At 64.0% G+C, this 24126-nt stretch carries 19 protein-coding genes and 1 tRNA gene; 7 read left to right on the forward strand and 13 right to left on the reverse strand.

The features are described 5' to 3' along the window. Nucleotides 1-2: 2 nt before the first annotated feature. Complete coding sequence (gene panB / locus RQP55_RS05895; protein WP_315609252.1) at nucleotides 3-872, reverse strand: 3-methyl-2-oxobutanoate hydroxymethyltransferase; 870 nt, start codon at nucleotides 870-872, stop codon at nucleotides 3-5. Nucleotides 873-1019: 147 nt separating this feature from the next. Between panB and RQP55_RS05900 the strand changes: the two genes are divergently transcribed. The 4 genes from RQP55_RS05900 to RQP55_RS05915 all read left to right on the forward strand — a co-directional run bounded on the left by RQP55_RS05900 (nucleotide 1020) and on the right by RQP55_RS05915 (nucleotide 8468). Beyond that, the gene (locus RQP55_RS05900) at nucleotides 1020-2573 is read left to right on the forward strand and encodes an amino acid permease (protein WP_315609253.1); all 1554 of its coding nucleotides are present in this window, start codon (nucleotides 1020-1022) and stop codon (nucleotides 2571-2573) included. Between the two features lie 169 nt (nucleotides 2574-2742). Continuing rightward, complete coding sequence (locus RQP55_RS05905; protein WP_315609254.1) at nucleotides 2743-3417, forward strand: hypothetical protein; 675 nt, start codon at nucleotides 2743-2745, stop codon at nucleotides 3415-3417. Beyond that, nucleotides 3320-4930: a DUF6504 family protein gene (locus RQP55_RS05910; RefSeq protein WP_315609255.1), complete on the forward strand. Its 1611-nt coding sequence runs from the start codon at nucleotides 3320-3322 to the stop codon at nucleotides 4928-4930. The genes RQP55_RS05905 and RQP55_RS05910 overlap by 98 nt, the downstream gene beginning before the upstream one ends. After that, a complete protein-coding gene (locus RQP55_RS05915) occupies nucleotides 4923-8468 on the forward strand; it encodes an error-prone DNA polymerase (protein WP_315609256.1) in 3546 nt (1181 codons plus the stop codon). The genes RQP55_RS05910 and RQP55_RS05915 overlap by 8 nt, the downstream gene beginning before the upstream one ends. Nucleotides 8469-8494: 26 nt before the next feature. On the opposite strand, the gene phoB is transcribed toward RQP55_RS05915, so the two are convergent. The 9 genes from phoB to recJ all read right to left on the reverse strand — a co-directional run bounded on the left by phoB (nucleotide 8495) and on the right by recJ (nucleotide 17770). Continuing rightward, nucleotides 8495-9184, reverse strand: coding sequence for a phosphate regulon transcriptional regulator PhoB (gene phoB / locus RQP55_RS05920; protein ID WP_315609257.1), 690 nt, complete (start codon nucleotides 9182-9184; stop codon nucleotides 8495-8497). Between the two features lie 158 nt (nucleotides 9185-9342). Beyond that, nucleotides 9343-10026, reverse strand: coding sequence for a phosphate signaling complex protein PhoU (gene phoU, locus RQP55_RS05925; protein ID WP_315609258.1), 684 nt, complete (start codon nucleotides 10024-10026; stop codon nucleotides 9343-9345). Further along, a complete protein-coding gene (gene pstB / locus RQP55_RS05930) occupies nucleotides 10026-10811 on the reverse strand; it encodes a phosphate ABC transporter ATP-binding protein PstB (protein WP_315609259.1) in 786 nt (261 codons plus the stop codon). Before pstB ends, phoU begins: the two co-directional genes overlap by 1 nt. Then, nucleotides 10811-12040, reverse strand: coding sequence for a phosphate ABC transporter permease PstA (gene pstA / locus RQP55_RS05935; RefSeq protein WP_315609260.1), 1230 nt, complete (start codon nucleotides 12038-12040; stop codon nucleotides 10811-10813). Before pstA ends, pstB begins: the two co-directional genes overlap by 1 nt. Then, entirely contained in the window at nucleotides 12033-13427 is a 1395-nt protein-coding gene (gene pstC, locus RQP55_RS05940; protein ID WP_315609261.1) for a phosphate ABC transporter permease subunit PstC, read from the reverse strand. Before pstC ends, pstA begins: the two co-directional genes overlap by 8 nt. A gap of 26 nt (nucleotides 13428-13453) precedes the next feature. After that, complete coding sequence (locus tag RQP55_RS05945) at nucleotides 13454-14488, reverse strand: substrate-binding domain-containing protein (protein ID WP_315609262.1); 1035 nt, start codon at nucleotides 14486-14488, stop codon at nucleotides 13454-13456. Between the two features lie 57 nt (nucleotides 14489-14545). Beyond that, complete coding sequence (locus tag RQP55_RS05950) at nucleotides 14546-15739, reverse strand: sensor histidine kinase (protein ID WP_315609263.1); 1194 nt, start codon at nucleotides 15737-15739, stop codon at nucleotides 14546-14548. Nucleotides 15740-15825: 86 nt separating this feature from the next. After that, nucleotides 15826-15901: transfer RNA gene (locus RQP55_RS05955), tRNA-Glu, on the reverse strand. 81 nt (nucleotides 15902-15982) lie between these two features. Further along, on the reverse strand, nucleotides 15983-17770 hold the full coding sequence (gene recJ, locus RQP55_RS05960) for a single-stranded-DNA-specific exonuclease RecJ (RefSeq protein WP_315609264.1): 1788 nt from the start codon (nucleotides 17768-17770) through the stop codon (nucleotides 15983-15985). Here recJ and RQP55_RS05965 point away from each other — a divergent pair. The 3 genes from RQP55_RS05965 to RQP55_RS05975 all read left to right on the forward strand — a co-directional run bounded on the left by RQP55_RS05965 (nucleotide 17769) and on the right by RQP55_RS05975 (nucleotide 19743). Then, on the forward strand, nucleotides 17769-18341 hold the full coding sequence (locus RQP55_RS05965) for a flavodoxin family protein (RefSeq protein ID WP_315609265.1): 573 nt from the start codon (nucleotides 17769-17771) through the stop codon (nucleotides 18339-18341). The two genes, recJ and RQP55_RS05965, sit on opposite strands and share 2 nt — an antisense overlap. A gap of 374 nt (nucleotides 18342-18715) precedes the next feature. Beyond that, nucleotides 18716-19213 carry a hypothetical protein gene (locus RQP55_RS05970; protein WP_315609266.1) on the forward strand — a complete coding sequence of 166 codons (498 nt, stop codon included), beginning with the start codon at nucleotides 18716-18718 and terminating at the stop codon, nucleotides 19211-19213. Next, entirely contained in the window at nucleotides 19213-19743 is a 531-nt protein-coding gene (locus RQP55_RS05975; protein ID WP_315609267.1) for an AHH domain-containing protein, read from the forward strand. The genes RQP55_RS05970 and RQP55_RS05975 overlap by 1 nt, the downstream gene beginning before the upstream one ends. A 6-nt stretch (nucleotides 19744-19749) precedes the next feature. Here RQP55_RS05975 and RQP55_RS05980 read toward each other — a convergent pair whose 3' ends face one another. From RQP55_RS05980 to RQP55_RS05990, 3 genes are all read right to left on the reverse strand, one after another. Further along, entirely contained in the window at nucleotides 19750-20730 is a 981-nt protein-coding gene (locus RQP55_RS05980; protein WP_315609268.1) for a nitronate monooxygenase family protein, read from the reverse strand. A gap of 105 nt (nucleotides 20731-20835) precedes the next feature. Beyond that, nucleotides 20836-21375 (reverse strand): SixA phosphatase family protein, encoded by a 540-nt coding sequence (locus RQP55_RS05985; RefSeq protein ID WP_315609269.1) that lies wholly within the window; start codon nucleotides 21373-21375, stop codon nucleotides 20836-20838. Further along, complete coding sequence (locus RQP55_RS05990; protein ID WP_315609270.1) at nucleotides 21372-24083, reverse strand: ATP-dependent DNA helicase; 2712 nt, start codon at nucleotides 24081-24083, stop codon at nucleotides 21372-21374. Before RQP55_RS05990 ends, RQP55_RS05985 begins: the two co-directional genes overlap by 4 nt. Between the last annotated feature and the right edge of the window lie 43 nt (nucleotides 24084-24126).

A 24126-nucleotide genomic window follows, 5' to 3' on the forward strand; every position in this document is an offset into this window, starting at 1 on the left:
TCCTATTTCGGCTGGTAAGTCTGTTCAATGCCCGGGAACGATCTGTCCCGAACTTCGGCGGCATAGCGGGCTGCCGCGGCAGAGATCGTTTCGGCGATCTCCTCGTACCGTTTAACGAAACGGGGAACGCGGTCGAACATGCCGAGCATGTCTTCGGTCACCAGAACCTGGCCATCGCACTGGGCCGAGGCGCCGATGCCGATGGTGGGGCAGGATACGGCCTTGGTCACTTCAATGGCGATCGGTTCGACCACGCCTTCGACCACGATGGCAAAGGCCCCGGCCTGATCGAGCGCCTGGGCGTCAGTCACAATCTTGGCGGCTTCAGCATCGCTGCGGCCGCGGGCATTGTAGCCACCCAGCACGTTGACTGCCTGCGGGGTCAGCCCGACGTGGCCCATCACCGGAATGCCGCGCTGGGTCAGGAAGGCAACGGTTTCAGCCATGGCCGCACCACCTTCAAGCTTTACCGCTGCGCACCCGGTTTCCTTGAGCAGCCGGGCGGCGCTTTCAAAGGCCTGCTGGGGTGAAGCCTCATAGGCTCCGAATGGCATGTCGACCACGACCGCGGCGTGATAGGATCCGCGCACCACGGCCGCGCCATGCGCCGCCATCATGTCGAGCGTCACCGGCACTGACGAAGGTAGGCCATAGATGACCTGGCCCAGCGAGTCCCCGACCAGCAGCAGATCGCAATGGGCATCGAGCAATTGCGCCTGCCGCGCAGTATAGGCGGTGAGCATGACGACGGGATCGGCCGTGACTCCATCCACCTTGCGCTTGCGGATCGCGGGGATCGTCAGGCGCTTCATGGGCGCCGGGGTGGGATTGGCGCGACTGGTCGCTGTATCGAGCTGGAAGGTCGTGGACATGGGAGTGGCCTTTAGACTGTCTCGCAAAGCTGGGGAAGTGCGGCGATTTGCGCTTGCCAATGGCTGGGTTGCCGCTAGCTTCCTGCACCAGGGACAGGAAGGCCGGGCGCAAAGCGTAACCGGCCTCGTTAATTCTAGGGGAATTGCATGTTGTTCGGTCGCGTCAAATCACTCGACGCCATTCTGGCCACAGCCGAAAAGAAATCGCTGCACCGCTCGCTCGGTGCCTTCCAGCTGACCATGCTCGGGATCGGGGCCATCATCGGCACCGGGATTTTCGTGCTGACTGCGGAAGCCGCGCAAAAGGCTGGGCCGGGCATGATGATAAGCTTCATCATCGCCGGTTTCGTCTGTGCCGTGGCGGCGCTCTGCTATGCTGAAATGGCGTCAATGGTGCCGGTTTCCGGCTCCGCTTACACCTATTCCTACGCCTCGATGGGCGAAATCGTGGCCTGGATCGTCGGCTGGGCGCTGATCCTCGAATATGCGATCGCGGCCTCGGCCGTGTCGGTCGGGTGGTCCAACTATTTCATTGGCCTGGTGCAATCCGGGTTGGGGATAGAGCTGCCAACCTTCTTTACCAAGGGCGCGCTTGCCGCTGTGGGCGGCGGGATTAACCTGCCGGCTGTGTTCATCGCGCTGGCGGTTACCGCGCTGCTGGTAGTCGGCACCAAGGAATCGGCCACGTTCAACGCCGTGCTGGTGGTGATCAAGATCGTCGCGCTGACCGCCTTCATCATCCTGGCTGTGCCAGTGATGAAGATGGAGAACTTTGAACCCTTCGCGCCGCTGGGCTTTGGTGGGGTTTCGGCAGCTGCGGCTTCGATCTTCTTTGCCTATGTCGGCTTCGATGCGGTTTCGACCGCGGCCGAGGAAACCAAGAACCCGCAGCGCAACATGCCGATCGGCCTGATCGGCAGCCTGGTGATCTGCACCATCTTCTACTTGCTGGTTGCTGCTGGTGCGATCGGTGCCGTTGGCGCGCAGCCGGTGGTTGATGCCGCCGGGCAGGCGCTGGCTACGGGTAGCAAGGAACTTCAGGCTCAGTGCGCCGCGCTGGCTGGTGCGGGCAACACCCCGCTGGTCTGTTCGGATGAAGCGCTGGCCCACGTTCTGCGTGAGATCGGGTACGTCAATGTCGGTAACCTGATCGGCCTGGCTGCCTTCCTGGCGCTGCCTTCGGTGGTGCTGATGATGTTGTTCGGCCAGACCCGCATCTTCTTCGTGATGGCCCGCGATGGTCTGTTGCCTGAAGGCCTGGCCAAGGTGCACCCGAAGTTCAAGACGCCGCACGTGGTGACCATGATCACCGGCGTCTTCGTGACGGCCGCCGCAGCCTTCTTCCCGGTTGGCCAGCTGGCTGACATCTCGAACTCGGGCACGCTGTTCGCCTTCATGACCGTGGCAATCGGTGTGATCATCCTGCGCCGCACTGCGCCGGATCGTCATCGTCCGTTCCGCACGCCGATCGTCTGGGTGGTCGGTCCGGCTGCTGTAGCCGGCTGCGCCTACCTGTTCTTCAACCTCTCGGGCTATACGGAACTGATGTTCCTGGGCTGGGCGGCGATCGGCCTGGTGGTCTATTTCTCTTATGGCCGCCGCAAGAGCCACGTTGGCCGCGGTCTGGTTGAAGTGCACGAACAGGATGCCGGCATCCCGCCGCAGCCGGTTCCGCCGCTGCCGGGCGCCAAGCTCGACTGAGGCATTCCAGTTCACCCGTAGGGGTGGGGAGAGAGGGGCCGCTTCCTGCAAGGGAAGCGGCCTTTTTCCTGGCTGGCATCCGGAGCGGAGTTCCCTTGCCTGTTCTGTAAAATGGAACATAATAGGAACGAAAGGTCCCGATTCGATGATTGCCGCTGTTCCCGCCCCTGTGCCGATTTTGCCCGATGTGCTTGCCCCCGCATCGGGCGGAGCGACCCATGCCGAGTTGTTTACCGGGGCGCAGGACTGTGCCGGGGCGGCCTTTGCCCTGGCGCTGGAAGGCCACCGTACCCTGCCTGGCGATGAGCGACCCTGGCTGTGGGTGCAGGATCGTGCCAGCTTGCGGCAAACCGGCCGGCCCTATCGCCCCGGCCTGCCGCGCGCACTGCGCCACAGGTTGGTTCATGTTGCCGTCACCACGCCCGAGGATGCGCTGTTCGCGCTGGAAGAAGGGTTGCGCTGCCGCGATCTGGCTTTTGTGGTGGGGGAGATCGCCGGCAATCCCCGCGCACTTTCCCTCACCGCCCAGCGCCGGCTCAGCCTGATGGCGGAAAAGCATGGCGTGCCGCTGTGGCTGGTGCGGGTGGGGGCAGGGCGCGACCTGTCTTCTGCCCGCCAGCGCTGGGCCCTGCGCCCGGCCGCCTCGCTCCCGCCGCGCTGGAACGCGCAGGCGCCCGGCACTGCTGCCTGGCGCGCCGAACTGTTCCGCGCCCGCAATCACCCGCCCGGAGAATGGATCCTGCGCGATGACGGACAGGCCCTCATCGCCCAGCCGGCCCAGCAGTCGACGCATCCTGTCGATCTGGCTGGTGCGGTTGGCGATCGACCGCTGGCGGCTGGCTGAAGGACTGCGCGCGGGGGAAGGCGGCGATGCTGTTCCCCATGCCCTGATCAGCGAGACTGCGCACGGCCCGCGGATTACCGCGGCGAACGCGGCTGCGTTGGCGGAGGGTGTGCAAGTGGGCACCGTCCTGGCCGATGCGCGCGCACTGTGTCCGGCGCTGGCCGTTAGCCCGGCCGATCCGGTGGGCGACCGCGCCGCCTTGGAAGCCCTTGCGCTGTGGGCGCAGCGCTGGGGGCCGTGGTCGGCGCTTGACCTGCCCGATGGGCTGGTGGTTGACGTGACCGGCGTGGCGCATCTGTTCGGAGGGGAAGCCGGCCTGATCAAGGATGCCGCGCAGTCGCTAGCGGCGCGGGGCTTTGCTGCCCGGCTGGCGATTGCGCCGACTGCCGGGGCGGCCTGGGCCTTGGCGCATTATGGGCAGGAAGGGGCAATTCTGCATCCCGGTGACAATCTCGATGCTCTCCCCGTCGCAGCATTGCGCCTCGATCCGGCCACCGTGCTGGTACTGCGGCGGCTCGGCCTCAAGCGGATTGGGGAGCTGTCTGGCGTTGCGCGCGATGCGCTGGCGCGGCGGTTCCGCAACCACAAGGCACCCGCGGCCAATCCGCTGATCCGGCTCGACCAGTTGCTGGGCCGGGTCCCGGAACCCTTGCTGCCGGTCCTGCCGGTCGACGTCCCGTTGGTCCAGCGGCGGCTGATGGAGCCAATCCGCCACCGCAGCCTGCTCGATCAGGTGCTGGGCGATCTCTGCGCCGATCTGGTGCGGGTGCTGGAAGGGCGGGCGCTGGGCGCGCGGCGGCTGGAGCTGGCGCTGTGGAAGGTTGATGGCGAGGTGCTGCAGCGCCGCCTCGAACTCGCCGCCGCCAGCCGTGATCCGGCCCATATCGCCGCCTTGTTCGGCCGCAAGCTTGACGATCTCGACGCGGGCTTTGGGATCGAACTGGCCCGCCTGCGCGCGCCCTGGACCGAGCCATTGCCGCTCAGCCAGCGTGATTTCGAGGCGGCGGCGGAGGCGCATGGCACTTCGCTTGCCGCCTGTATTGACCGGCTGGTGATCCGGCTTGGTCCTGATGCTGTGCGGCGGCCGACCCCGCGTGCCAGCCATGTGCCGGAACGCGCCCAGAAATGGGTTTCCTTGTTGGGTGCGCCATCGACATCCGTTGATGGCTTGCTGCACCGGCTGGCCGATGCAGCTTCCAGCCGTGAGGCTGGACAAGGACATCGCCCCCTGAAGCTGCTTGACCGGGCTGAACCGATTGCCGTGCTCTATGCCAGCCCCGATGGCCTGCCGCGGCGGTTCCGCTGGCGCGGGCAGGTGCACGAGATCGCCCGGGCCGAGGGGCCAGAGCGGATCGCGCCGGAATGGTGGCGCGAACGCTCCACCGTGCGGCTGCGTGACTATTACCGGATCGAGGACGGGGAAGGGCGGCGTTACTGGATCTACCGCAATGGCCTGCCCGATGATGGCCGGGGCGGTATTCCCGAATGGTTCCTGCAGGGGCTCTATGCCTGAGGCCCCGCTTACTCCTGAACGCCGAAGAGCCAGTCCGCAGCCTGGCCTTGGCCCGCCGTCGCGCGCCCCGTTCGTCGAGCTGGGACTGGTCAGCTGCTTTTCCTTCCTGCGCGGAGCATCTGATGCGGTTGATCTTGTCACCACGGCGCGGGCGCTGGGCTATGACGCGATCGGGATTGCCGATGCCAATACCATGGCCGGGGTGGTGCGGATCCATGCCGAGGCCAAGGCATTGGGACTGACCCCGGTGATCGGCTGCCGGATCGAAACGGTCGAAGGGCTGGGGTTCCTGGCCTACCCATCGGACCGCGCTGCCTATGGCCGGCTCTGCCGCCTGATCTCGACCGGGCGAATGAGCACGCTGGACGGCGAATGGCAGGGCAAGGGCGCCTGCGACATCGACCTGGCTCTGCTGGCAGAGCATGCGGAGGGGCTGCACCTGGTGCTGATGCCGCCGGATGATCTGGATGCGCGGTTCACCATCGCGGTGGATAGCAATGTGGTTCCCTTTTCGCGATTTGACTCGCGCAAAGACGCAAATACGCAAAGCGCAAAAATCCATTGTCATCCCCGCGAAGGCGGAGACCCATCTCCTGCGCCAAAGCTGGATCCCCGCCTTCGCGGAGATGACGATAGGGAGCAGGCAAAAGATCTTCGCGCCTTTGCGTCTATGCGTGAGCCGTCCTTGCTCACCGCCCCGTTCCCGGATCTGCTCCCGCACCTGGTCGCCTGCTTGCCCGGTCTGCGCTACCTGGCTGCCAGCTATCTCTACACTGGCGATGACCTGGCCCGGATTGCCCGGCTCGACGCCCTGGCGAAAGCGCAAGGTCTTTCGCTGCTCGCCACCAACCAGGTGCTCTATCACGCGCCTCAGCGCCGCCCGCTGCACGATGTGATGACGGCGATCCGACACAAGACCACGGTTGCGGCAGCCGGGCATTTGCTTGAAGCCAATGCCGAACGGCACCTGAAATCGCCCGAAGCGATGCAGCGGCTGTTCGCGCGCTGGCCCCATGCGATCGGCGCGGCGCGGGAACTGGCCGATGCCTGCCGGTTCAGCCTGGATGAGCTGCGCTATGAATATCCGCGGCAGGACTATCCCGATGGGCTCGATGCCCAGGCCTATCTGGAGCGGCTGACCTGGGAAGGGGCGGCGCTGCATTACCCCACCGGTGTGCCGGAAAGCGTGGCCGAGACACTGCACAAGGAACTCGCGCTGATCGGCAAGAAGCAACTCGCGCAGTACTTCCTGACCATCAAGGAAATCGTCGATTTCGCCCGTAGCCGCCAGCCGCCGATCCTGTGCCAGGGGCGCGGCTCGGCGGCCAATTCGGCGGTGTGCTTCTGCCTGGGGATCACCTCGGTCAATCCGGTCGAGCATGCGCTGCTGTTCGAGCGCTTCATTTCCGAGGATCGCGACGAGCCCCCCGATATCGACGTCGATTTCGAGCATGAGCGGCGCGAGGAGGTGATCCAACACATCTACGAGAAGTATGGCCGCCACCGCGCCGGCCTGTGCGCCACGGTGATCCACTATCGTCCGCGCATGGCGATCCGCGAAGTCGGCAAGGCGATGGGCCTGTCCGAGGATGTGACCAGCATGCTCGCACGCACGGTCTGGGGCAGTTACGGCCGTTCGATCGAGGAGCGACACATGGCTGAAACCGGCCTGAATATCAGCGACCCTCATCTTAAGCGCGTTCTTACATTAACGCAGCAGATGATTGGAATGCCGAGACATTTATCGCAACATGTCGGGGGATTCATCCTGACCGAGGGGGCGCTGACCGAAACCGTGCCGATAGGCAACGGCGCCATGGCTGATCGCAGCTTCATCGAATGGGACAAGGACGATATCGACGCCCTGGGCATCCTCAAGGTCGATGTGCTGGCGCTGGGCATGCTGACCTGCATCCGCAAATGCCTCGATCTGTTGCGAGGGTCTCACGGGCAGGACCTGGTGCTCGCCACGGTCCCGCGAGAGGATCCGGCGGTTTACGACATGCTGTGCCGGGGGGATTCGCTGGGCGTTTTCCAGGTTGAAAGCCGGGCGCAGATGAACATGCTGCCGCGCCTCAGGCCGCGCTGCTTCTATGACCTGGTGATCGAGGTGGCGATTGTCCGTCCCGGGCCGATCCAGGGCGACATGGTCCACCCCTATCTCAAGCGGCGGCGCGGGGCCGAAGCGGTAGCGATTCCCGCTCCGGGTCCGGCCCATGGCCCGCCCGATGAGTTGACCTCCATCCTCGGCCGCACGCTGGGGGTGCCGATCTTCCAGGAACAGGCGATGAAGATCGCGCTCGATGCTGCCAAGTTCTCCAGCCTGGAGGCCAACCGGCTGCGCAAGGCCATGGCCACTTTCCGCAGCCGCGGCATGGTGCATGAACTGGAAGACCTGATGGTCGGGCGGATGGTGGCGCGCGGTTATGATCCGGACTTTGCCACGCGCTGCTTCAGCCAGATCAAGGGCTTTGGCGAATACGGCTTTCCGGAAAGCCACGCCGCCAGCTTTGCCTTGCTGGTCTATGTCTCGTCGTGGCTAAAGTGCCATTACCCGGCGGCTTTCGCCTGCGCGCTGCTTAATTCACAGCCGATGGGATTTTATGCACCGGCCCAGATCGTCCGCGATGCGCGCGAGCACGGTGTGGCGGTGCTGCCGGTCGATGTGAATGCCAGCGGGTGGGACAATGCGCTCGAGGACGGCGCCCTGCGCCTTGGCCTGCGTCAGGTCGATGGTTTCCCCGAGGCTGCCGCCGCGCGGATCGTCGCGGCGCGGGAGACGGGGTCATTTCGCGATGTGCGCGAACTCAAGGAGCGGGCCGGGCTGTCACCGGCATTGATTGAGCGGCTGGCTGCGGCGGACTGTTTCAATTCGTTGGGGCTGACCCGCCGGCAGGCACTGTGGGATGCGCGCAGTCTGGTCACCGCGCCCGACCTTCCGTTGTTCGCCGCCATGGCCGCGCGCGACGAGGGGACGGAGCGCAGCGCCACCCGCCTGCCGGCTATGCCCCTGTCGGAAGAGGTGGTGGCCGATTACCAGACCCAGCGGCTGAGCCTGAAGGCCCATCCGCTGGCCTTCCTGCGCGCCAGCCTGGCCGACCGGGGCTTTGTCCGCGCCTCGGAACTGCGGGAACGCAAATACCGTTCGGCGGTACAGGTGGCGGGCGTTGTGCTGATCCGCCAGCGTCCAGGCAGCGCCAAGGGCGTCTGCTTCATCACGCTGGAGGACGAGACCGGGGTGGTGAACCTGGTGATCTGGCCTGACCTGATGGAGAAACAGCGCAAGGTGATCATGGGCGCGCGGCTGATCGAGGTGAAGGGCCGGGTCGAATACGATGACGAGGTGGTCCACGTGATCGCCACTCACCTGACCGACGCTACCTCGGCACTCCATGCGCTATCGGATGATCTTCTGCCGCCGACACTGGACCGCGCGGATGAGGTTCGACGGCCTATCCAGGGGCGCCTATCCCCTTACCATCGTGCCGGTCATCCCCGCGATGCGCGGGTCATCCCGAAATCGCGGGATTTTCATTGATCAGCAAATGCCTGCTTGGGGAACTCTCAGACCGCTTCCAGAGCATAGCCCGCCGAACGAACGGTCCGTACCGGATCGGGCGCGCCGTCCAGTTCGATACCCTTGCGCAGGCGGCGGATATGGACATCAACCGTGCGAAGTTCGATCTCGCTTTCGGTGCCCCAGACAGCATCGAGCAGCTGGCCGCGGCTGAAGACCCGACCGGGGTGCTCCATGAAGAACTTCAGCAGGCGGAACTCGGTGGGACCAAGCTGGATCACCTGACCGCGCCGCGTAACCTTGTGCGCCGTGGCATCGAGCGAGAGATCGCCGACCGTGATCGTCTCCCCTGCGAGCGCCGGGCGGATCCGCCGCATAATGGCGCCAACCCGGGCGATTAGTTCGCGCGGAGAGAATGGCTTGGTGAGATAGTCGTCCGCCCCTGTTTCAAGGCCGCGGATCTTGTCATCCTCGGCGCCGCGGGCGGTCAGCATGATGATTGGAACATGGGCGGTGGCCTTGTCCCGGCGCAGGCGGCGGCAGACTTCGATCCCGCTGGTGCCTTCGACCATCCAGTCCAGCACGACCAGATCCGGGGATTCTTCCTGGGCGAGCAACAGGGCTTCATCACCATCGGGGGTGACGGTTACGGCATAGCCTTCCGCAGTGAAACGGAATTCCAGCAGCTCGGCCAGCGCCGGATCATCCTCAACCAGCAGAAGGCGCGGCTTGCTCATCTAAAGTACGCTCCATCAATCGCACTGCCAAAGCCGTTGGAGCGGTTTGATTGCAATTGCGTGACAGAGCGCGGCTTCACAACCGCCCCGCGCGCGAAGTCACCGACCGGCGAAGCAGGTGCGGGGTGGCGCAGCGATAGCAAACGGGTGTTCAGCTGTCAGGCCCCGGTCGTATCTTCCCGGTCGGTCAAGTAAGAGCCCGTTGCCGCATAGTGGACCATTTCGGCCACGTTGGTGGCATGGTCACCAATCCGCTCGATGTTGCGGGCGACGAACAGCAGTTCGGCTGCGCTGCTGATCGAGGTGGGGTTCTCGATCATATGGCTGACGAGGTTGCGGAAGATCGAATTGTAGAAGGCATCGACCTTGTCATCGCGGGCCACGATCTCGGTTGCCAGGGCAGCATCGCGCGCGGCAAAGGCGGTCATCACATCGTGGACCATCTCACCGGCCACTTCGGCCATGGCCGGGATCAGGGTCAGTGGATCGAACTTCTTGCGATGTTCGATCTTATCGGTGCTTTTGGCGATGTTCTTGGCATAGTCGCCAATCCGTTCGACCACGCCGGCGATTTTCAGCGCCGCGATCACTTCGCGCAGGTCATCGGCCATCGGTGCGCGCAGGGCGATCACGCGAATTGCCAGCTTGTCGACCTCGGCTTCCAGGGCGTCGATCCGCTTGTCACGGGCGATCACGCCCTTGGCGAGTTCGCTGTTGCCCTTGACCAGAGCCTCCATCGCCTCGGCCAGAGAGACTTCGGCCAGGCCGCCCATTTCGGCGATCAGGCCCCGCAGGCGGGTGATGTCTTCGTCAAAGGCTTTGACTGTGTGTTCCTGTGCCATCAGCCGTACCGTCCCGTGATGTAATCCTTGGTCCGCTCTTCGCGGGGATTGGTGAAGATATCGCTGGTCTTGCCGTATTCCACCATTTTGCCGAGGTGGAAAAAGGCCGTACGCTGCGAAACGCGCGCGGCCTGCTGCATCGAGTGGGTGACGATAACGATGGCGTAACGGCCCTTCAGTTCGCCAATCAGCTCCTCGATACGGGCCGTGGCGATCGGATCGAGCGCCGAGCAGGGCTCGTCCATCAGGATAACTTCAGGATCGACCGCAATCGCGCGGGCGATGCACAGGCGCTGCTGCTGACCGCCAGACAGGGCCGTGCCGCTGTCAGTCAGCCGGTCTTTGACTTCGTCCCACAGGCCGGCGCGCTTCAGCGATTTTTCGACGATATTGTCGAGATCAGCCTTGCTGCCTGAAAGGCCGTGGATGCGCGGGCCATAGGCGATGTTTTCATAGATCGACTTGGGGAAAGGGTTGGGCTTCTGGAACACCATCCCGACCCGGGCGCGCAATTGCACCACGTCCATGCCGGACTTGTAAATGTCTTCGCCGTCGAGCGTGATCTCACCTTCTACCCGGGCGCCAACGATCGTATCGTTCATCCGGTTGAGTGAGCGCAGGAAGGTTGACTTGCCGCAGCCCGACGGGCCGATGAAGGCCGTGACATAGTCGGTCGGGATGTCGATCGAAACGTCGTCGATCGCGCGCTTCTCTCCGTAGAAAATGGAGACGTTGCGCGCACTGATCTTGGCGTTCACGGGATCAAGGGAATGGGTCGTGGTCATTACCAGCGTTTCTCGAAACGGTTGCGAAGGTAGATGGCGAGGCCGTTCATCACCAGCAGGAATGCCAGCAGGACGATGATCGCGGCCGAGGTCCGCTCAACGAAGCCGCGGTCAATTTCATCGGACCAGAGGAAGATCTGGACCGGGAGAACCGAGGCCGGCGAAGTGAACCCTTCCGGCGGTGTAGCTACGAAGGCCCGCATGCCGATCATCAGCAGCGGCGCGGTTTCGCCCAGGGCGCGGGCCATGCCGATGATGGTGCCGGTAAGAATACCGGGCAGGGCCAGCGGCAGGACATGGTGGAACACGGTCTGGACCCGGCTGGCCCCTACAGCCAGCGCGGCATCGCGGATCGAAGGCGGCACGGCCTTGATCGCGTTGCGCCCCGAAATGACGATCACCGGCATGGTCATCAGCGCAAGGGTCATGCCCCCGATCAACGGAGCAGACCGGTAGTTCGGGAAGATGGTCAGGAACACTGCCAGTCCAAGCAGGCCAAAGATGATCGAAGGAACGGCGGCCAGGTTGTTGATCGATACTTCGATAATGTCGGTCCAGCGGTTCTTTGGGGCATATTCCTCAAGATAAACCGCTGCCAACACACCGATTGGGAAGGCGAGGACGAGGGTAATCAGCATCGTCAACATCGAACCCTTGAGCGCTCCCCAGATCCCGACTGCCTGCGGGCCGGTGGCATCGGCGCGGGTCAGGAAGCCCAGATCCCAGGCTTGGGCGAGCTTACCTTCGGCGCGCAGTTTGGCGGCCATCGCCTTGAGGTCATCCGAAGCGCCATCGCCACGCAGTGCTGCGGCCAGGTCGTCGCTGGCGGGCAATTCCGCATTGACCGAGCCACGGAGCGACTGCGGGTCGGCTGCGATTGTCATTGCGAGTTCACGCCAGGCCTGTGGATCAAGCTCTGCTGCGGCATTGACGCCAAGCGCCGAGGCCGCGGCTGCGGTCACAACATCAGGCAGCCCAGCGGTTTCAAGCTGCGAGACAGCATCGCCGGAGGAGAGGTTGGCCGGATCTACGGTCATCCCGCTAGCAGCAAGATTAACCGGAAAGCGCAATTCAGCCCGCTTGAACCCGCCAACCGCGTTGGCAGTCATCGTAACGAGCAGGAAGGCCAGGACCAGCGCAGAGAAGAGCACAGCTATCAGACCCAGCGCGCGGAAGCGGCGCTCGGCGGCATAGCGGGCCTTCAGGCGGGCGGAGGAGACGTTACTCATAGGCTTCGCGGAACCGCTTTACGACGCGCAGGGCGATAAAGTTAAGGGCGAGGGTGACGCAGAACAGCACGAAGCCCAATGCAAAGGCGGATAGCGTTGCCGGGTGATCGAAGCTGCCTTCGCCGGTCAGCATGGCAACGATCTGGAATGTCACCGTGGTCATCGATTCGAACGGGTTGGCCGTGAGGCGCGCAGTCGCGCCTGCAGCCATCACCACGATCATTGTTTCCCCAATCGCACGGCTGACGGCGAGCATGACCCCGGCGACAATGCCCGGAAGGGCGGCCGGGATCAGCACCTTCTTGATCGTTTCCGAGGTTGTGGCGCCCATCGCTAGGCTGCCATCACGCATCGCCTGCGGGACCGCGGCGATGCTGTCATCGGCCATCGACGAGACAAACGGAATGATCATGATCCCCATGACAAGGCCCGCGGCCATTGCGCTTTCGCTGGAGGCGCTGGCGATGCCGGCAGCCTGCGCGGCATCGCGCACCAACGGGGCGACAGTCAGTGCGGCGAAATAGCCGTAAACCACGGTCGGGACACCCGCGAGGATTTCAAGCAGCGGTTTCATCCACTTGCGGACATTGGCGCTGGCATACTGCGTAAGGTAGATCGCGCTCATCAGGCCCAGCGGGATAGCGACCAGCATGGCGATGATCGCGCCGATGAAGATCGTGCCCCAGAACAGCGGCAGCGCGCCATAATCCTGCCCCAGGTTGGCCCCCGGAGTGGCCATCGGATCGGGCCCCCAATGGGTGCCGAACAGAAATTCACCGGGGCTGACGAAGCCGAAGAAGCGGATCGTTTCGAACAGCAGCGAGGCGACGATCCCAAAGGTCGTGAGGATCGCAACCAGCGAAGCCATGAGCAGAGCCATCATGACAGCCCGTTCGACCCGGGTGCGAGCTGTGAAATTCGCGCGAAGCTTGAGGAAGGCATAGGCACCGCCAATCAGCCCAAGCAGCAGGGTAACGACGACCCCGATCGTTCCATAGAGAGCCAAGGCCTCGCGGAACGGCTGAACCAGTGCGTTGGCTGCCGGGTTGAAGGCTCCAAAAGCAGTGCCAGCCGCAACGGCATAGGCCTCAGCCAGGATCGAATCGCGTTCAATCCCGAAGGCCGGAAGACTGGCTGCGGCCGGGTTGCTGGTTACTTGGGTCAGGATCAGGCCAGGACTGATGCCATTCCAGACAATTGCAAACAGGGCGGCGGGAACCACCGTCCATAGCGCGACGTACCAGCCATGGTAATTGGGCAGCGAATGCAGCGGAGCGCGCGTACCCGCCGGGGCCGCGCGCTTGAACATCCAGGCCTTGGAACGCGCCGCCAGCCATGCAATCAGGCCCAACCCAAGGGCGAGCAGGAGAGGAATGGCTGGCGACATCGTTCGTCTTGGTCCCTGTTACACGCTTACTTGAGGCCGCTAGCGTCCATGACGGCCAGATCGCTGACCACCTTGGCGTTCTTGGCCTGAACATCATCCGGGGCGACAACCATGCCCTGGCGCGCGAGCAGACCGCCCTTGCTCCAGTTCTTGGCCCATTCGCCCAGGAACTCCTTCAGCCCCTTGATCGCGCTGACGTGCGCCGCCTTGACGTAGATGTAAAGCGGACGTGCACCCGGATAGCTGAAATCGGCAATCGAGGCATAGGTCGGGAGCACACCGTTCATCGGCGAACCCTTCAGCTTGTCGGCATTTTCTTCAAGGTAGGAGAAACCGAACACGCCAAGCGCCTTGGGATTGGCTTCCAGCTTCTGAACGATCAGGTTGTCGTTTTCGCCGGCATCGACATAGGCACCGTCGTTCCGCACTTCGGTGCAGATCTTTTCGTGCTTTTCCTTGTCGCTGTCCTTCAGTGCCTTCATCGCCGGATCGGTGTCGCAGCCCTTCATCAGGACCAGTTCCTTGAGCGCGTCACGCGTGCCCGAGGTCGAGGGCGGGCCATAGACGAGGATCGGAATCGCCGGCAGGGCAGGGTTCACATCGGCCCAGGTCTTGGCCGTGTTGGGCTTGCCAAACGGATTGGCGGCCAGCGCCTTGTAGACATCGGCTTGGGTAAGAGTGATCGACGGGCCATTCTTGGCTTCGGCAAAGGCGATACCGTCAAGGCCAACCTGGACTTCGATGATGTCCTTGACGCCGTTCTTCTGGCAGTCTTCAAACTCCGACTTCTTCATCCGCCGCGAGGCATTGACGATGTCGGGATGCTGCACGCCTACGCCGGCGCAGAACAGCTTCATGCCGGCACCTGTACCGGTCGATTCGATTATCGGCGATTTGATTTCGGCGTTCGACTTGGCAAGCGAATCCGAAATTGCCTTGGCAAAAGGATAGACGGTCGATGAACCGACAGCGCGGATCTGGTCGCGCGAGGTCGACTGGGTGCCGCAACCAGCCAGCAGGGTGGCGGTGGCGGCAGCAATGAGCAGCTTGGTCTTGGTCATGGAATCAGCCCCTTCTTGGCGATGACCTGGTCGCTCTGGCGGAGTTCCATGACAGGTTTATGACAATTCGATTTCGCGCAGGGCGGGAAGCGAAATTGTCACCTTGGTGCCTTCTCCCAGGACGCTGGTGATATCCAGCGTGCCGCGGTGGCGTTCGACATAATGCTTAACAATCGCAAGGCCCAGACCCGTGCCGCCCGAGGCCCGGCTGCGGCCCGGATCAGTACGATAGAAGCGCCGGGTCAAATGGGGCAGGTGTTCGGCCGCAATGCCTGGGCCATGGTCGGCAACCGACAGTGTGATGCGATCATAACCATCGGCTAAAACGGCAACTTCGACTGGCGAATCTTCGCCGCCATACTTCAAGGCATTGTCGATCAGGTTGCGCAGCAATTGTTCAAGCTGGGTCGAATCGCCGGCGACCATGGCGTCATCAGTCACGCCGGTTAGGTGTACGCGTTCCTTTCCGCGCAGCGAGGCGACTTCGCCAACCACGCGAGCGGCAAGCTTGCCCAAATCAAGCGGTTCTGTCGGGTGATCGTGCTTCTCGGCCTCAGCGTGGCTCAAGGATAGCAGGTCTTCGACCAGCGACAGCATCCGCCGTGCCTCGCGCAGGACGATACCCAAGAAGCGCCTCTCTGCCTCTGCATCGACCGCAGGGCCGCCTTCCTCAAGCGTTTCGACATAGCCGATGATCGCGGCCAGCGGCGTGCGCAGTTCATGGCTAGCATTGGCAACGAAGTCTGTGTGGGCGCGGCTCACATCGGCTTCAGTGGTGCGATCAGCCAGTTCGATCAGCCAGCGCTGCTTGTCGATCCTGCGGCGCGTCAGTTGCCAGAGGCTGCGGGTGCCAGTGAACCCAGGGATGGTTACACAATCACCGTCGCCCATCTCCAGCAGGCGCATGGCGTCCGGATGCCGCAGGCCGATTCGTGCGTCCTGCCCCTGGACGTGATCACCAAGCGCGGCGCGGGCTGCGGCATTGGCCATCACGATTCGTGTGCCCTCCAACACCAGCAGTGGCGCTCCGAGCGATTCGATGGTTTCGCGCACCGCATCTCGGGTAACTTCGGCCTTGTCGACGCGGGCCTCGGCAATTTCGGGTTCAGGCAGGGTCAGCCACAGCGATCCGCACCAGACCAAGGCAACGGCACCAACCAGCCATAGATCTACGCCGGCAACGATAAGGCCAAGCGCAGCCAGCGCGGCAAGAGACAGTCCTGCAATCGGAGGGGTGCGCTTGCCGGTCATGCGGAGTGGATGATTAGTCTGTCCAGGCCAAGCAAGCCAGATGGCAATTCTACCGGCACCGACCGGCAAAATCTGCCGGGATGTGGTGGTGACCCCTACGGGACTCGAACCCGTGTTTCAGCCGTGAAAGGGCCGCGTCCTAGACCGCTAGACGAAGGGGCCAAACCGGCTTGAGGCCGTCAGGCAGGCCGGGCGTTTAGGGAAGCGAGCCGAGGGGGTCAAGCCGGTTTTTAAAAGAATGTTTCAATCGGCCCAGGCGGCGTCGTCAACGTGCAGTTCCGCGGCGGGGCGGCTACCCCAATCGTCGATCTTGGCTCGACCGGCGAGCCAGAATCGGCGGCCCTGAGCGCGATTGAGCAAAGCCTGACCCAACTCGGTCTCAGCCTGGCGGAAAGCGACCGCCTTGAAGCTGGCTCCATCATCACCGCGGACGATCAGCCGAACATGGTCCTTTCCAACCAGGTCTGCCTTGATCAGCCGCACTGGCCCGACCGCGACGCGCGGCCCCGGCCAGCCCATGCCATAGGGTCCGGCGCTTTCCAGCGTTTCGACCAGTGGCGGCACCAGGCCGCCCGGCGCAACCGCCAGGTCCAACTGCAGCGATTGCCCCGCTTGTGCTGTGATGACCGCCGCGCCAAGCCGCTCATCAAGGAATTCGGCAAGGGCGCTCAGTCGGTCCGGCGCGATGGTCAGGCCGGCGGCCATGGCATGGCCACCTCCCGCAACCAGCAGACCGGCCTCGCGCGCAGCGATGATCGCCGCCCCAAGGTCAACCCCTGCGATGGAGCGGCCCGAACCCTTGCCGTGGCCGTGCTCATCGGCATCAAGCGCAATGACAATCGCCGGCCGGCCGGACTTCTCCTTGATCCGTCCTGCCACGATCCCGATCACGCCGGGATGCCAGCCAGCGCCGGCCAGCAGCACGACCGCGCGGTTGTGCTGCGCTTCAAGCTGCGCTTCAGCAGCTTCCTGCACGGCGGCTTCGATTGCGCGCCGCTCTTCGTTCAATTGCGATAGCTGGGCGGCAATGGCGCGGGCTTCTTCGGGGTCTTCCGTGGTCAGCAGGCGTACGCCCAGCGTCGCCTCGCCCACGCGGCCGCCAGCATTGATCCGCGGGCCGAGCGCGAAGCCCAGATCGCTGCATGTGGGCGCGCGGCTCAAGCGACTGGCATCGATCAACGCAGCCATCCCGATATTTTCGCGCCGGGCCATGACTTTTAGTCCCTGCGCCACCAGCGCGCGATTAAGACCGTGCAGTGCAGCAACGTCTGCGACCGTGCCCAGGGCGACAAGGTCAAGCAGCGAGAATAGATCCGGCTCTGGACGCGTCTCGAAAAACCCGCGCTGGCGTAGAACACGCACAGTTGCGATGGCCAACAGGAATGCAACGCCTACCGCTGCAAGATGGCCATGCGCGGCGGCCAGGTCATCCTCGTCAAGGCGGTTGGGGTTCACCAGCGCCATGGCACGGGGCAATTCGGCCGCGCACTTGTGATGATCGACCACGATTACATCGATCCCGGCAGCGTGTGCCATTTCCAGCGCTTCGAATGCCATCGCCCCGCAATCGACGGTAACGATCAGGCTCGACCCTTCCTGCCCAAGCCGAACCAGCGCCTCGCCCGATGGGCCATAGCCTTCTAGCAGGCGGTCAGGGATGTAATAGCGCGCCGGGTGCCCCAACATGCGCAACAGGCGGATCAACAAAGCTGCGCTGGTGGCCCCGTCGACGTCGTAATCGCCGTAGACTGTCAGTACTTCACCGGTGATGACGGCTTGAGCCAGCCGGTCAGCTGCCTGGTCCATATCGCGAAAGGCAGAGGGATCGGGCAAAAAGGCGCGCAGTGACGGGTTGCGGTGCCGTTCGACATCATCGTGGGCTACGCCGCGGGCCAGCAGCAACTGCGTTACCAGATCATGGTCGAGCGAGGCTTGGCTGTTCGACAGGTCCATATTCCCTCCACGCCAGCGCCAGACACGCCCGGTTAGAGAGCGTTCAATGCCGAGAATGGATGAAGGGGCAGATGCCATGCCGTTCGGGCTAGCCGAACCAGCGGTCGGTGAGAAGGGGCGCACTTCGGCTTTTCACGGCTTTGCAGGTGCGCGCGGCTGGGCCATGATCTCTGTCATGCTTGCGATTATCTGGCACAGCCGCACTGGCGCCGCTCGCGCCCTGGCCGAAGCTGCCCACGTGGCGAGCAAGGGGCGATCCCGTCTGCTGCCAGCAGAATTGGTGCAGGCCGCAGACCTCTTGGCGGTATCTGGCTATCTACTCGTCTGCCCAGAGAACCTTGGCACGATGAGCGGGGCGATGAAGGAGTTCTTCGACCGCAACTACTATCCCTTGCTAGGCCGAGTTGAAGGCCGGCCCTATGCATCGATTATAAGTGCAGGCACTGACGGTCAGGGTGCCCAGGCCCAGCTTGACCGGATCGTGACCGGCTGGCGGCTACGACGGGTGGCTGAGCCTATGATTGTCAATCTTGGCGCACAGACGCCGGAGGCAATCCTGGCGCCTAAGATCGTGCCAAGCTCCGCGCTGGTTGCGGCTGCCAATCTGGGCGCCGCCATTGCCGAAGGGATTGCGATGGGCGTTTTCTGAAGTGCCGTGCAATCCGCTGTCAGAAAATAGGTCCGAAGCAGAGGTAACTGGGCCGTAAGGACTCGACTTGTTGCGGCTAAAAATGCCAGACATTTTGGGTCTTGGGGGGAATGACTATCAAAGCACAGCGGGACAACCAGGCTGATGGACAGGCACCGCGGCTGTGTCTGGTATTTGCGCCCGGTACTCGGCCCGATTTGCGCGCGCTTCAGCTGCTATCGAAACACAGAGCTGCGTTCAGTATTTCGCATCACGGCGCCAATGCCGATTGGGCGGAAATCCTTTCCAATGGTCTGACTTTCGATTGTACCGGGTTGGCGCCTGGGCCCGATGAGCCACAGCCTCCGGTTGGTACGCCCGTCGGACTTAGATCAATGCCGGCGGGTGAGGTGATTGCTCTCGCGCCCGGGCCCCACCTGGCGGGAGCAGCGGGGCTGCTGCCGGTGCTTCAGGCAATTGCCCGGCTGGGGGTTGAACTTGCGGCATTGCCCGGCGTTAAGGCGCTTGTCTGGTCCCCTGCCGCATCATGGGTCGCCCCTGAACTATTTCGCCGTTCGATTGGGGATTGGCTGGCGGGTGGCGCATTCCCGGGGTTGGCGCTGACCTCGCTTGAGCGGGAGCGGAATGGCGCGATGGTTTCGCGCGGGCTTCATTTGCTTATTGGGCAGGAAGTCCGCTTTGAGCCAGACAAGCGCTTACCGAGCGCAGCGATGGCGCGGCTTGCTGTCCGTCTGATCCACGAGCTGGTGCAGTCCGGTCCGCTTATGTTTGAGCGGGACTTTAAAGGTCCCGAAGGGGAACATCTTCTGGCTGTGCCTGTGCGTGATGGCACGCAGATCCGGATCCTGTTGAGCGGTCTTGGCAACGGGTGATGAGCGGGCATCGAGGTTGCGATCGGGGGTGGCTGCCATTCCGTGCCGTAAACCTGCGTGGCCGGCCGGGTTTTGATCCCGGCATGCAGCGCCACCATCTGCTTCCCATGCAGCTGTTGCGCCAAGGCGGCACGGCGGCATTGTTTCACGCAGTTGGGCGTGACCAGCTACGATTTGATGATTTCAGGCGTAACGGCCTGTTGCTTCCGGCCACGGATCGGTCTGCGCTGCGGGTTGGGCTGCCGCTGCACCGGGGGCCGCATCGCACTTATAACGAGATGGTCAGCGAACGGGTCGGCCAGATCGAGGCGGGATGGGCCCGAAGCCGACGTGTTTCACCCCAGGTTGCGATTTCTGACGCACTTGCGCGGCTGGAATTGCTGCAACGCGCGCTGCGGCGGCGCCTGCTGGACCAGCGGCGGAGGCTGTTACTCAGCCGCAAGGATCCGCTGGGAAGCGGGGCAGACTTTACCGAGCTTGATGCCCTGGTGGATGAACTGTGGCCCGCAACCGAAGTTAGCGGGCCCTAGTCTGGCTTAGGCCAGCGCCATCCGCGCCTTTGCGGCCAGTTCGGTACGGGCGCGGTCGTATTCGGCTTCCATCCGGGCCACGCGTTCGGCCACGGTTTCCACGGCCTTCACTGCGTTGATCCCCTGGCCCGAACCCCAGATGTCCTTCCAGGCCTTGGCTTCGGTATTGCCGCCCGAGCCGAAGTTCATCTTGCTCGGATCGCTTTCCGGCAGGTTGTCCGGGTCAAGCCCGGCAGCGACAATCGAGGGGCGCAGGTAATTGCCATGAACCCCGGTGAAGAGGTTCGAATAGACAATGTCCTCGGCCTTGCTGGCGACAATGCTCTCCTTGTAGCCGTCAACCGCATTGGCTTCCTTGGTCGCGATCCAGGGCGTGCCGATATAGGCAAAGTCCGCACCCATTGCCTGCGCCGCCAGGACCGAGTGGCCGCAGGAGATCGAGCCTGACAGCGCAACCAGGCCATCGAACCACTCGCGGATTTCCTGCATCAGCGCGAAGGGAGAGAGGGTGCCGGCATGGCCGCCGGCCCCGGCGGCAACCGGGATTAGGCCGTCCGCGCCCTTTTCCACCGCCTTGCGGGCAAACCGATCATTGATCACGTCGTGCATAACGATCCCGCCCCAGGCGTGGACCGCCGCGTTGATGTCCTCCCTCGCGCCGAGCGAGGTGATGGTGAGCGGTACCTGCCACTTGGCGCAAACCTCGATGTCTTCCTCAAGCCGGTTGTTGGTCTTGTGGACGATCTGGTTGACGGCGAACGGGGCGGCCGGCCGATCCGGGTTGTCACGGTTGTGCGCGGCCAGTTCCTCGGTGATCTGGTGTAGCCATTCGTCCAGCACACCCGAGGGACGGGCGTTGAGCGCGGGGAAGCTGCCAACGATCCCGGCCTTGCACTGGGCTATCACCAGTTCGGGACCGGAGACGATGAACAGCGGCGAACCGATGACGGGCAGACGCAGGCGATCAAACGGGGCGGGCAACGGCATGGGCGATTTTCTCCGGAAGCTTAATCGAACGGTTAAGCGGCGTCATAGCAGAGGGCGGGGCGCTGTCGAGTGGGGGAAGGTGAAGGAATCCACGCCCTTGGGCGATCAGAAAACCGGCCCCAGCGCAGGATCAAGATCGCGCGGTCGGGTCAGGTGGACCAGCCGGGCGCAACGATCGCGTAGATCGGCCCAGCGATCTATGTCCAGTTCCAGCACCGCATAACAGGCGGTCGGGAACTTCTCCTCGACCGCGTCGCGCAGCGGGTTGTTGCCATCATCGGGGACCAGATCAAAAATCAGGTCCTCCAGCCCTGGATTGTGGCCGACCATCAGGATCGCCGCAGGATCACCTTCCTGCTCGCGCAATACGTCTGCCAGGGTAACGCTGCTGGCCAGGTATATCCGGCGATCCCAGTTGACCTTCACCGGCTGGCCGGCAGCATGACAGGCCAGCTCTATCGTTTCGGCACAGCGCACGGCGGGTGATGACAGCACGCGGTTCCAAAGCATGCCATGGTCGCGAATGTGCCGGCCCATGATTGCCGCCCCGGCGCGCCCGCGCTCATTCAGCGGGCGATCAAAGTCCCGCGCCCGGGGATCACCCCAGTCAGACTTGGCATGGCGGAACAGGCCGAGGAGTTTCACGCGGGGCTCTCGCTACGAATGGTACGTGCAGAAACACTGCCGCTGACGCGATGTAAAGCCTCGTCCAGTGTTACTCTGGTGATTGGCGTCCCGTCAGGGAAGGCTGAGAGTAGTCGACTGGGAAATGCCGAAGATAAAACGACAAAGTGCCCGCGATCTTCCTTGCTGCGGATCAGGCGGCCAAAGGCCTGGGCAAGGCGGGCGCGGATTATCTGGTCATCATAGGCAGAGCCGCCACCGGCCAGCCGCCGCGCTCGGTGCAGGATCGAAGGCTTGGGCCAGGGCACCTGTTCCATCACCACCAATCGCAGCGAATGACCCGGCACATCAACACCGTCGCGCAGCGCATCGGTGCCCAGCAACGAGGCGCGCGGATCGTCGCGGAAAATGTCGACCAGGGTGCCGGTGTCGATCGGATCGACATGCTGGGCATAGAGCGGCAGGCCGGTCCGGGCGAGCCGGTCGGCAATCCGGCCATAGACCACGCGCAGGCGGCGGATTGCGGTAAACAAGCCCAGCACGCCGCCGCCTGAGGCTTCGATCAGGCGGCCATAGGCTCCGGCCAGGGCTGCTACATCGCCCTTGGGAACATCGGTGACGATCAGCACCTCGGCCTGCCCGGCATAGTCGAACGGACTATCAAAACTGGACAGGCGCGGCGCGATTTCCAGCGCCGCTGCGCCGCTGCGGGCGATGGCGGTATCCCAGTTGGCCCCATCACGCAGTGTTGCGGAGGTGATCATCACCCCGTGTGCGCCTTCCAGCACGGTGCGGGCGAAGGGTTTCATCGGATCGAGCCAGCGGCGGTGGATGCCAACGTCGAATTCGCGCGCCTCGCTGCGTTCCACCGCAAGCCAATCGACGAATTCGGGGTCGGCCGGGCCGCCGAGCCGATCGAGAAGGGCTTCCCAGGCGGCCAGCAGGTCAATCCGCCAGGCCAGCGAATGGCGGGCGCCCTCAATCCGCGCGCGGCCCGCGCCGTCGAGCCAATCCGGTGGCTCCGCCAGGATTGCTTCCAGGCGCACGCCCAGGCGCACAAGCGGCACGCGCAGCTCGGCTAGCGCCTCTTGCGCGGCCTGGGCGCGTTCGACGAAGGCGCCTTCGAATTGGGCCGCCTCGGTCTCAAGGCCATAGCCAGCTTCCTGTCCGCCGCTTTCATCGCGGGCATAAACCGTGGCGCGGACGGCGGCGAGCAGTTCCTCCAACGGGCCGGATGGCGCATTTTCGGCCAGGCGTTGCAGCCAGCCATCGCCGGGCAGGGCTTCGGCAGCATAGCGGGCCGCCGCAATCGCCTTGCCGCCTGCCTCGTCATAGCTGGCAACATCGGCGAGGCGCGCCGACAGGCCCCTGCGGCGACCTTTGGAGCCGCGTTCCGGGCCGATAACCCAGCGGCGCAGCTCGATCGTTTCCGCGCCGGTCAGGGCTGCGGCGAAAGTGGAGTCAGCCGCTTCGAACACGTGGTGGCCTTCGTCGAAGACCAGTCGGGTGGGGCGCTGGGCATGGTCGCGGCCCCGGGCGGCGTTGACCATCACCAGCGCATGATTGGCGATCACCAGATCGGCCTGAGCCGAGGCGCGGGCGGCGCGCTCAATGAAGCACTTCCGGTAATGCGGGCAGCCGGCATAGACGCATTCGCCGCGCTGGTCGGTCAGCGCCTTGATCCCGCGCTGGCGGAACAGGGTACCAAGCCAACCCGGCAGATCGCCGCCGATCATGTCGCCGTCCTGGCTATAGGCCGCCCAGCGCGCCACCAGTTGGGCCATGATGGCAGCGCGACCTGCGAAACCACCTTGCAAAGCATCTTCAAGATTCAATAAACAAAGATAATTTTCTCGACCCTTGCGCACGACTACGGGCTGCGTTCCGTTACCGCGCTGGCCCGGCCAGGCGCGGCGACTTTCACGGCGGAGCTGACGCTGCAGGGCCTTGGTATAGGTTGAAACCCAGACCGTGCCCCCTGATTGCTCGGCCCAGAGCGAGGCCGGGGCCAGATAGCCCAGCGTCTTGCCGATGCCGGTGCCAGCCTGGGCCAGCAGTACATGCGGCAGGCCTTCGCGGCGGCGGGGAGCGAAGACTTCGCCCGCCTCGCTGGCATAGGCCACCTGGGCTGGTCGCGCTTCAGCTCCGCTGCCGGTCAATTGCCCCAGCCGCTGGGTGATGGCTTCGGGGGCAAGGGCGACCTGCGCCGGCTGTGGTCGTTCTGGCGCTTCCTCCCACTCGGGCAGGCGCGCGAACAGCCAACGTTCGGCCTTCGCCGGAGTTGCCAGCCGCGCCGCGAGCAGCGGTGCCCAAGGCCAGCGCATTCGGGTCAGGTTCTGCAGCGCGCTCCACGCACCTTCGCGTTCGGGCCAGTTTGGATCGGAACAGGTTGCCAGCAGCGTCTCAGCCGCGATCTGGAGCAGGGCCGGGACCGCATCGTCTCCGTCTGGCTCGGGCAGATCAAGCACGTGGGCCAGGCCCTTCGGCGTCGGGACCATGAATCGCGCCGGGTGAATGAAGGCGAACAGCTCCAGCAGATCAAGCCCGGAAAGGTCTGGATAGCCCAGCCGCGTTGCCACCAGCGGCGCATTAAGCATCAGTAGCGGCGTATCGGCCGCGGCAATGATCGCTTCACCCTTGCCGGTGGCACGGGTGCTGCCATGGCTGTCGCGTAGCCAGCAGCCGGAATGGCTGGCGTGAATCGCGGGCAGGGGCAGGGCGGTAGTCACGCGCCTTGCGATAGAACGGAACTGGAACGCAGGGCAAGCTGTT

The sequence above is a fragment of the Novosphingobium sp. APW14 genome (assembly GCF_032337075.1).
Classification (GTDB): domain Bacteria; phylum Pseudomonadota; class Alphaproteobacteria; order Sphingomonadales; family Sphingomonadaceae; genus Novosphingobium.

Bases quoted from the DNA above. Each gene is read 5' to 3' on its own strand.
- panB (WP_315609252.1), bottom strand. From the start codon at position 872: ATGTCCACGACCTTCCAGCTCGATACAGCGACCAGTCGCGCCAATCCC.
- RQP55_RS05900 (WP_315609253.1), top strand. From the start codon at position 1,020: ATGTTGTTCGGTCGCGTCAAATCACTCGACGCCATTCTGGCCACAGCC.
- RQP55_RS05910 (WP_315609255.1), top strand. From the start codon at position 3,320: ATGACGGACAGGCCCTCATCGCCCAGCCGGCCCAGCAGTCGACGCATC.
- RQP55_RS05915 (WP_315609256.1), top strand. From the start codon at position 4,923: ATGCCTGAGGCCCCGCTTACTCCTGAACGCCGAAGAGCCAGTCCGCAG.
- phoB (WP_315609257.1), bottom strand. From the start codon at position 9,184: ATGAGCAAGCCGCGCCTTCTGCTGGTTGAGGATGATCCGGCGCTGGCC.
- phoU (WP_315609258.1), bottom strand. From the start codon at position 10,026: ATGGCACAGGAACACACAGTCAAAGCCTTTGACGAAGACATCACCCGC.
- pstB (WP_315609259.1), bottom strand. From the start codon at position 10,811: ATGACCACGACCCATTCCCTTGATCCCGTGAACGCCAAGATCAGTGCG.
- pstA (WP_315609260.1), bottom strand. From the start codon at position 12,040: ATGAGTAACGTCTCCTCCGCCCGCCTGAAGGCCCGCTATGCCGCCGAG.
- pstC (WP_315609261.1), bottom strand. From the start codon at position 13,427: ATGTCGCCAGCCATTCCTCTCCTGCTCGCCCTTGGGTTGGGCCTGATT.
- RQP55_RS05945 (WP_315609262.1), bottom strand. From the start codon at position 14,488: ATGACCAAGACCAAGCTGCTCATTGCTGCCGCCACCGCCACCCTGCTG.
- RQP55_RS05950 (WP_315609263.1), bottom strand. From the start codon at position 15,739: ATGACCGGCAAGCGCACCCCTCCGATTGCAGGACTGTCTCTTGCCGCG.
- RQP55_RS05965 (WP_315609265.1), top strand. From the start codon at position 17,769: ATGCCGTTCGGGCTAGCCGAACCAGCGGTCGGTGAGAAGGGGCGCACT.
- recJ (WP_315609264.1), bottom strand. From the start codon at position 17,770: ATGGCATCTGCCCCTTCATCCATTCTCGGCATTGAACGCTCTCTAACC.
- RQP55_RS05970 (WP_315609266.1), top strand. From the start codon at position 18,716: ATGCCGGCGGGTGAGGTGATTGCTCTCGCGCCCGGGCCCCACCTGGCG.
- RQP55_RS05975 (WP_315609267.1), top strand. From the start codon at position 19,213: ATGAGCGGGCATCGAGGTTGCGATCGGGGGTGGCTGCCATTCCGTGCC.
- RQP55_RS05980 (WP_315609268.1), bottom strand. From the start codon at position 20,730: ATGCCGTTGCCCGCCCCGTTTGATCGCCTGCGTCTGCCCGTCATCGGT.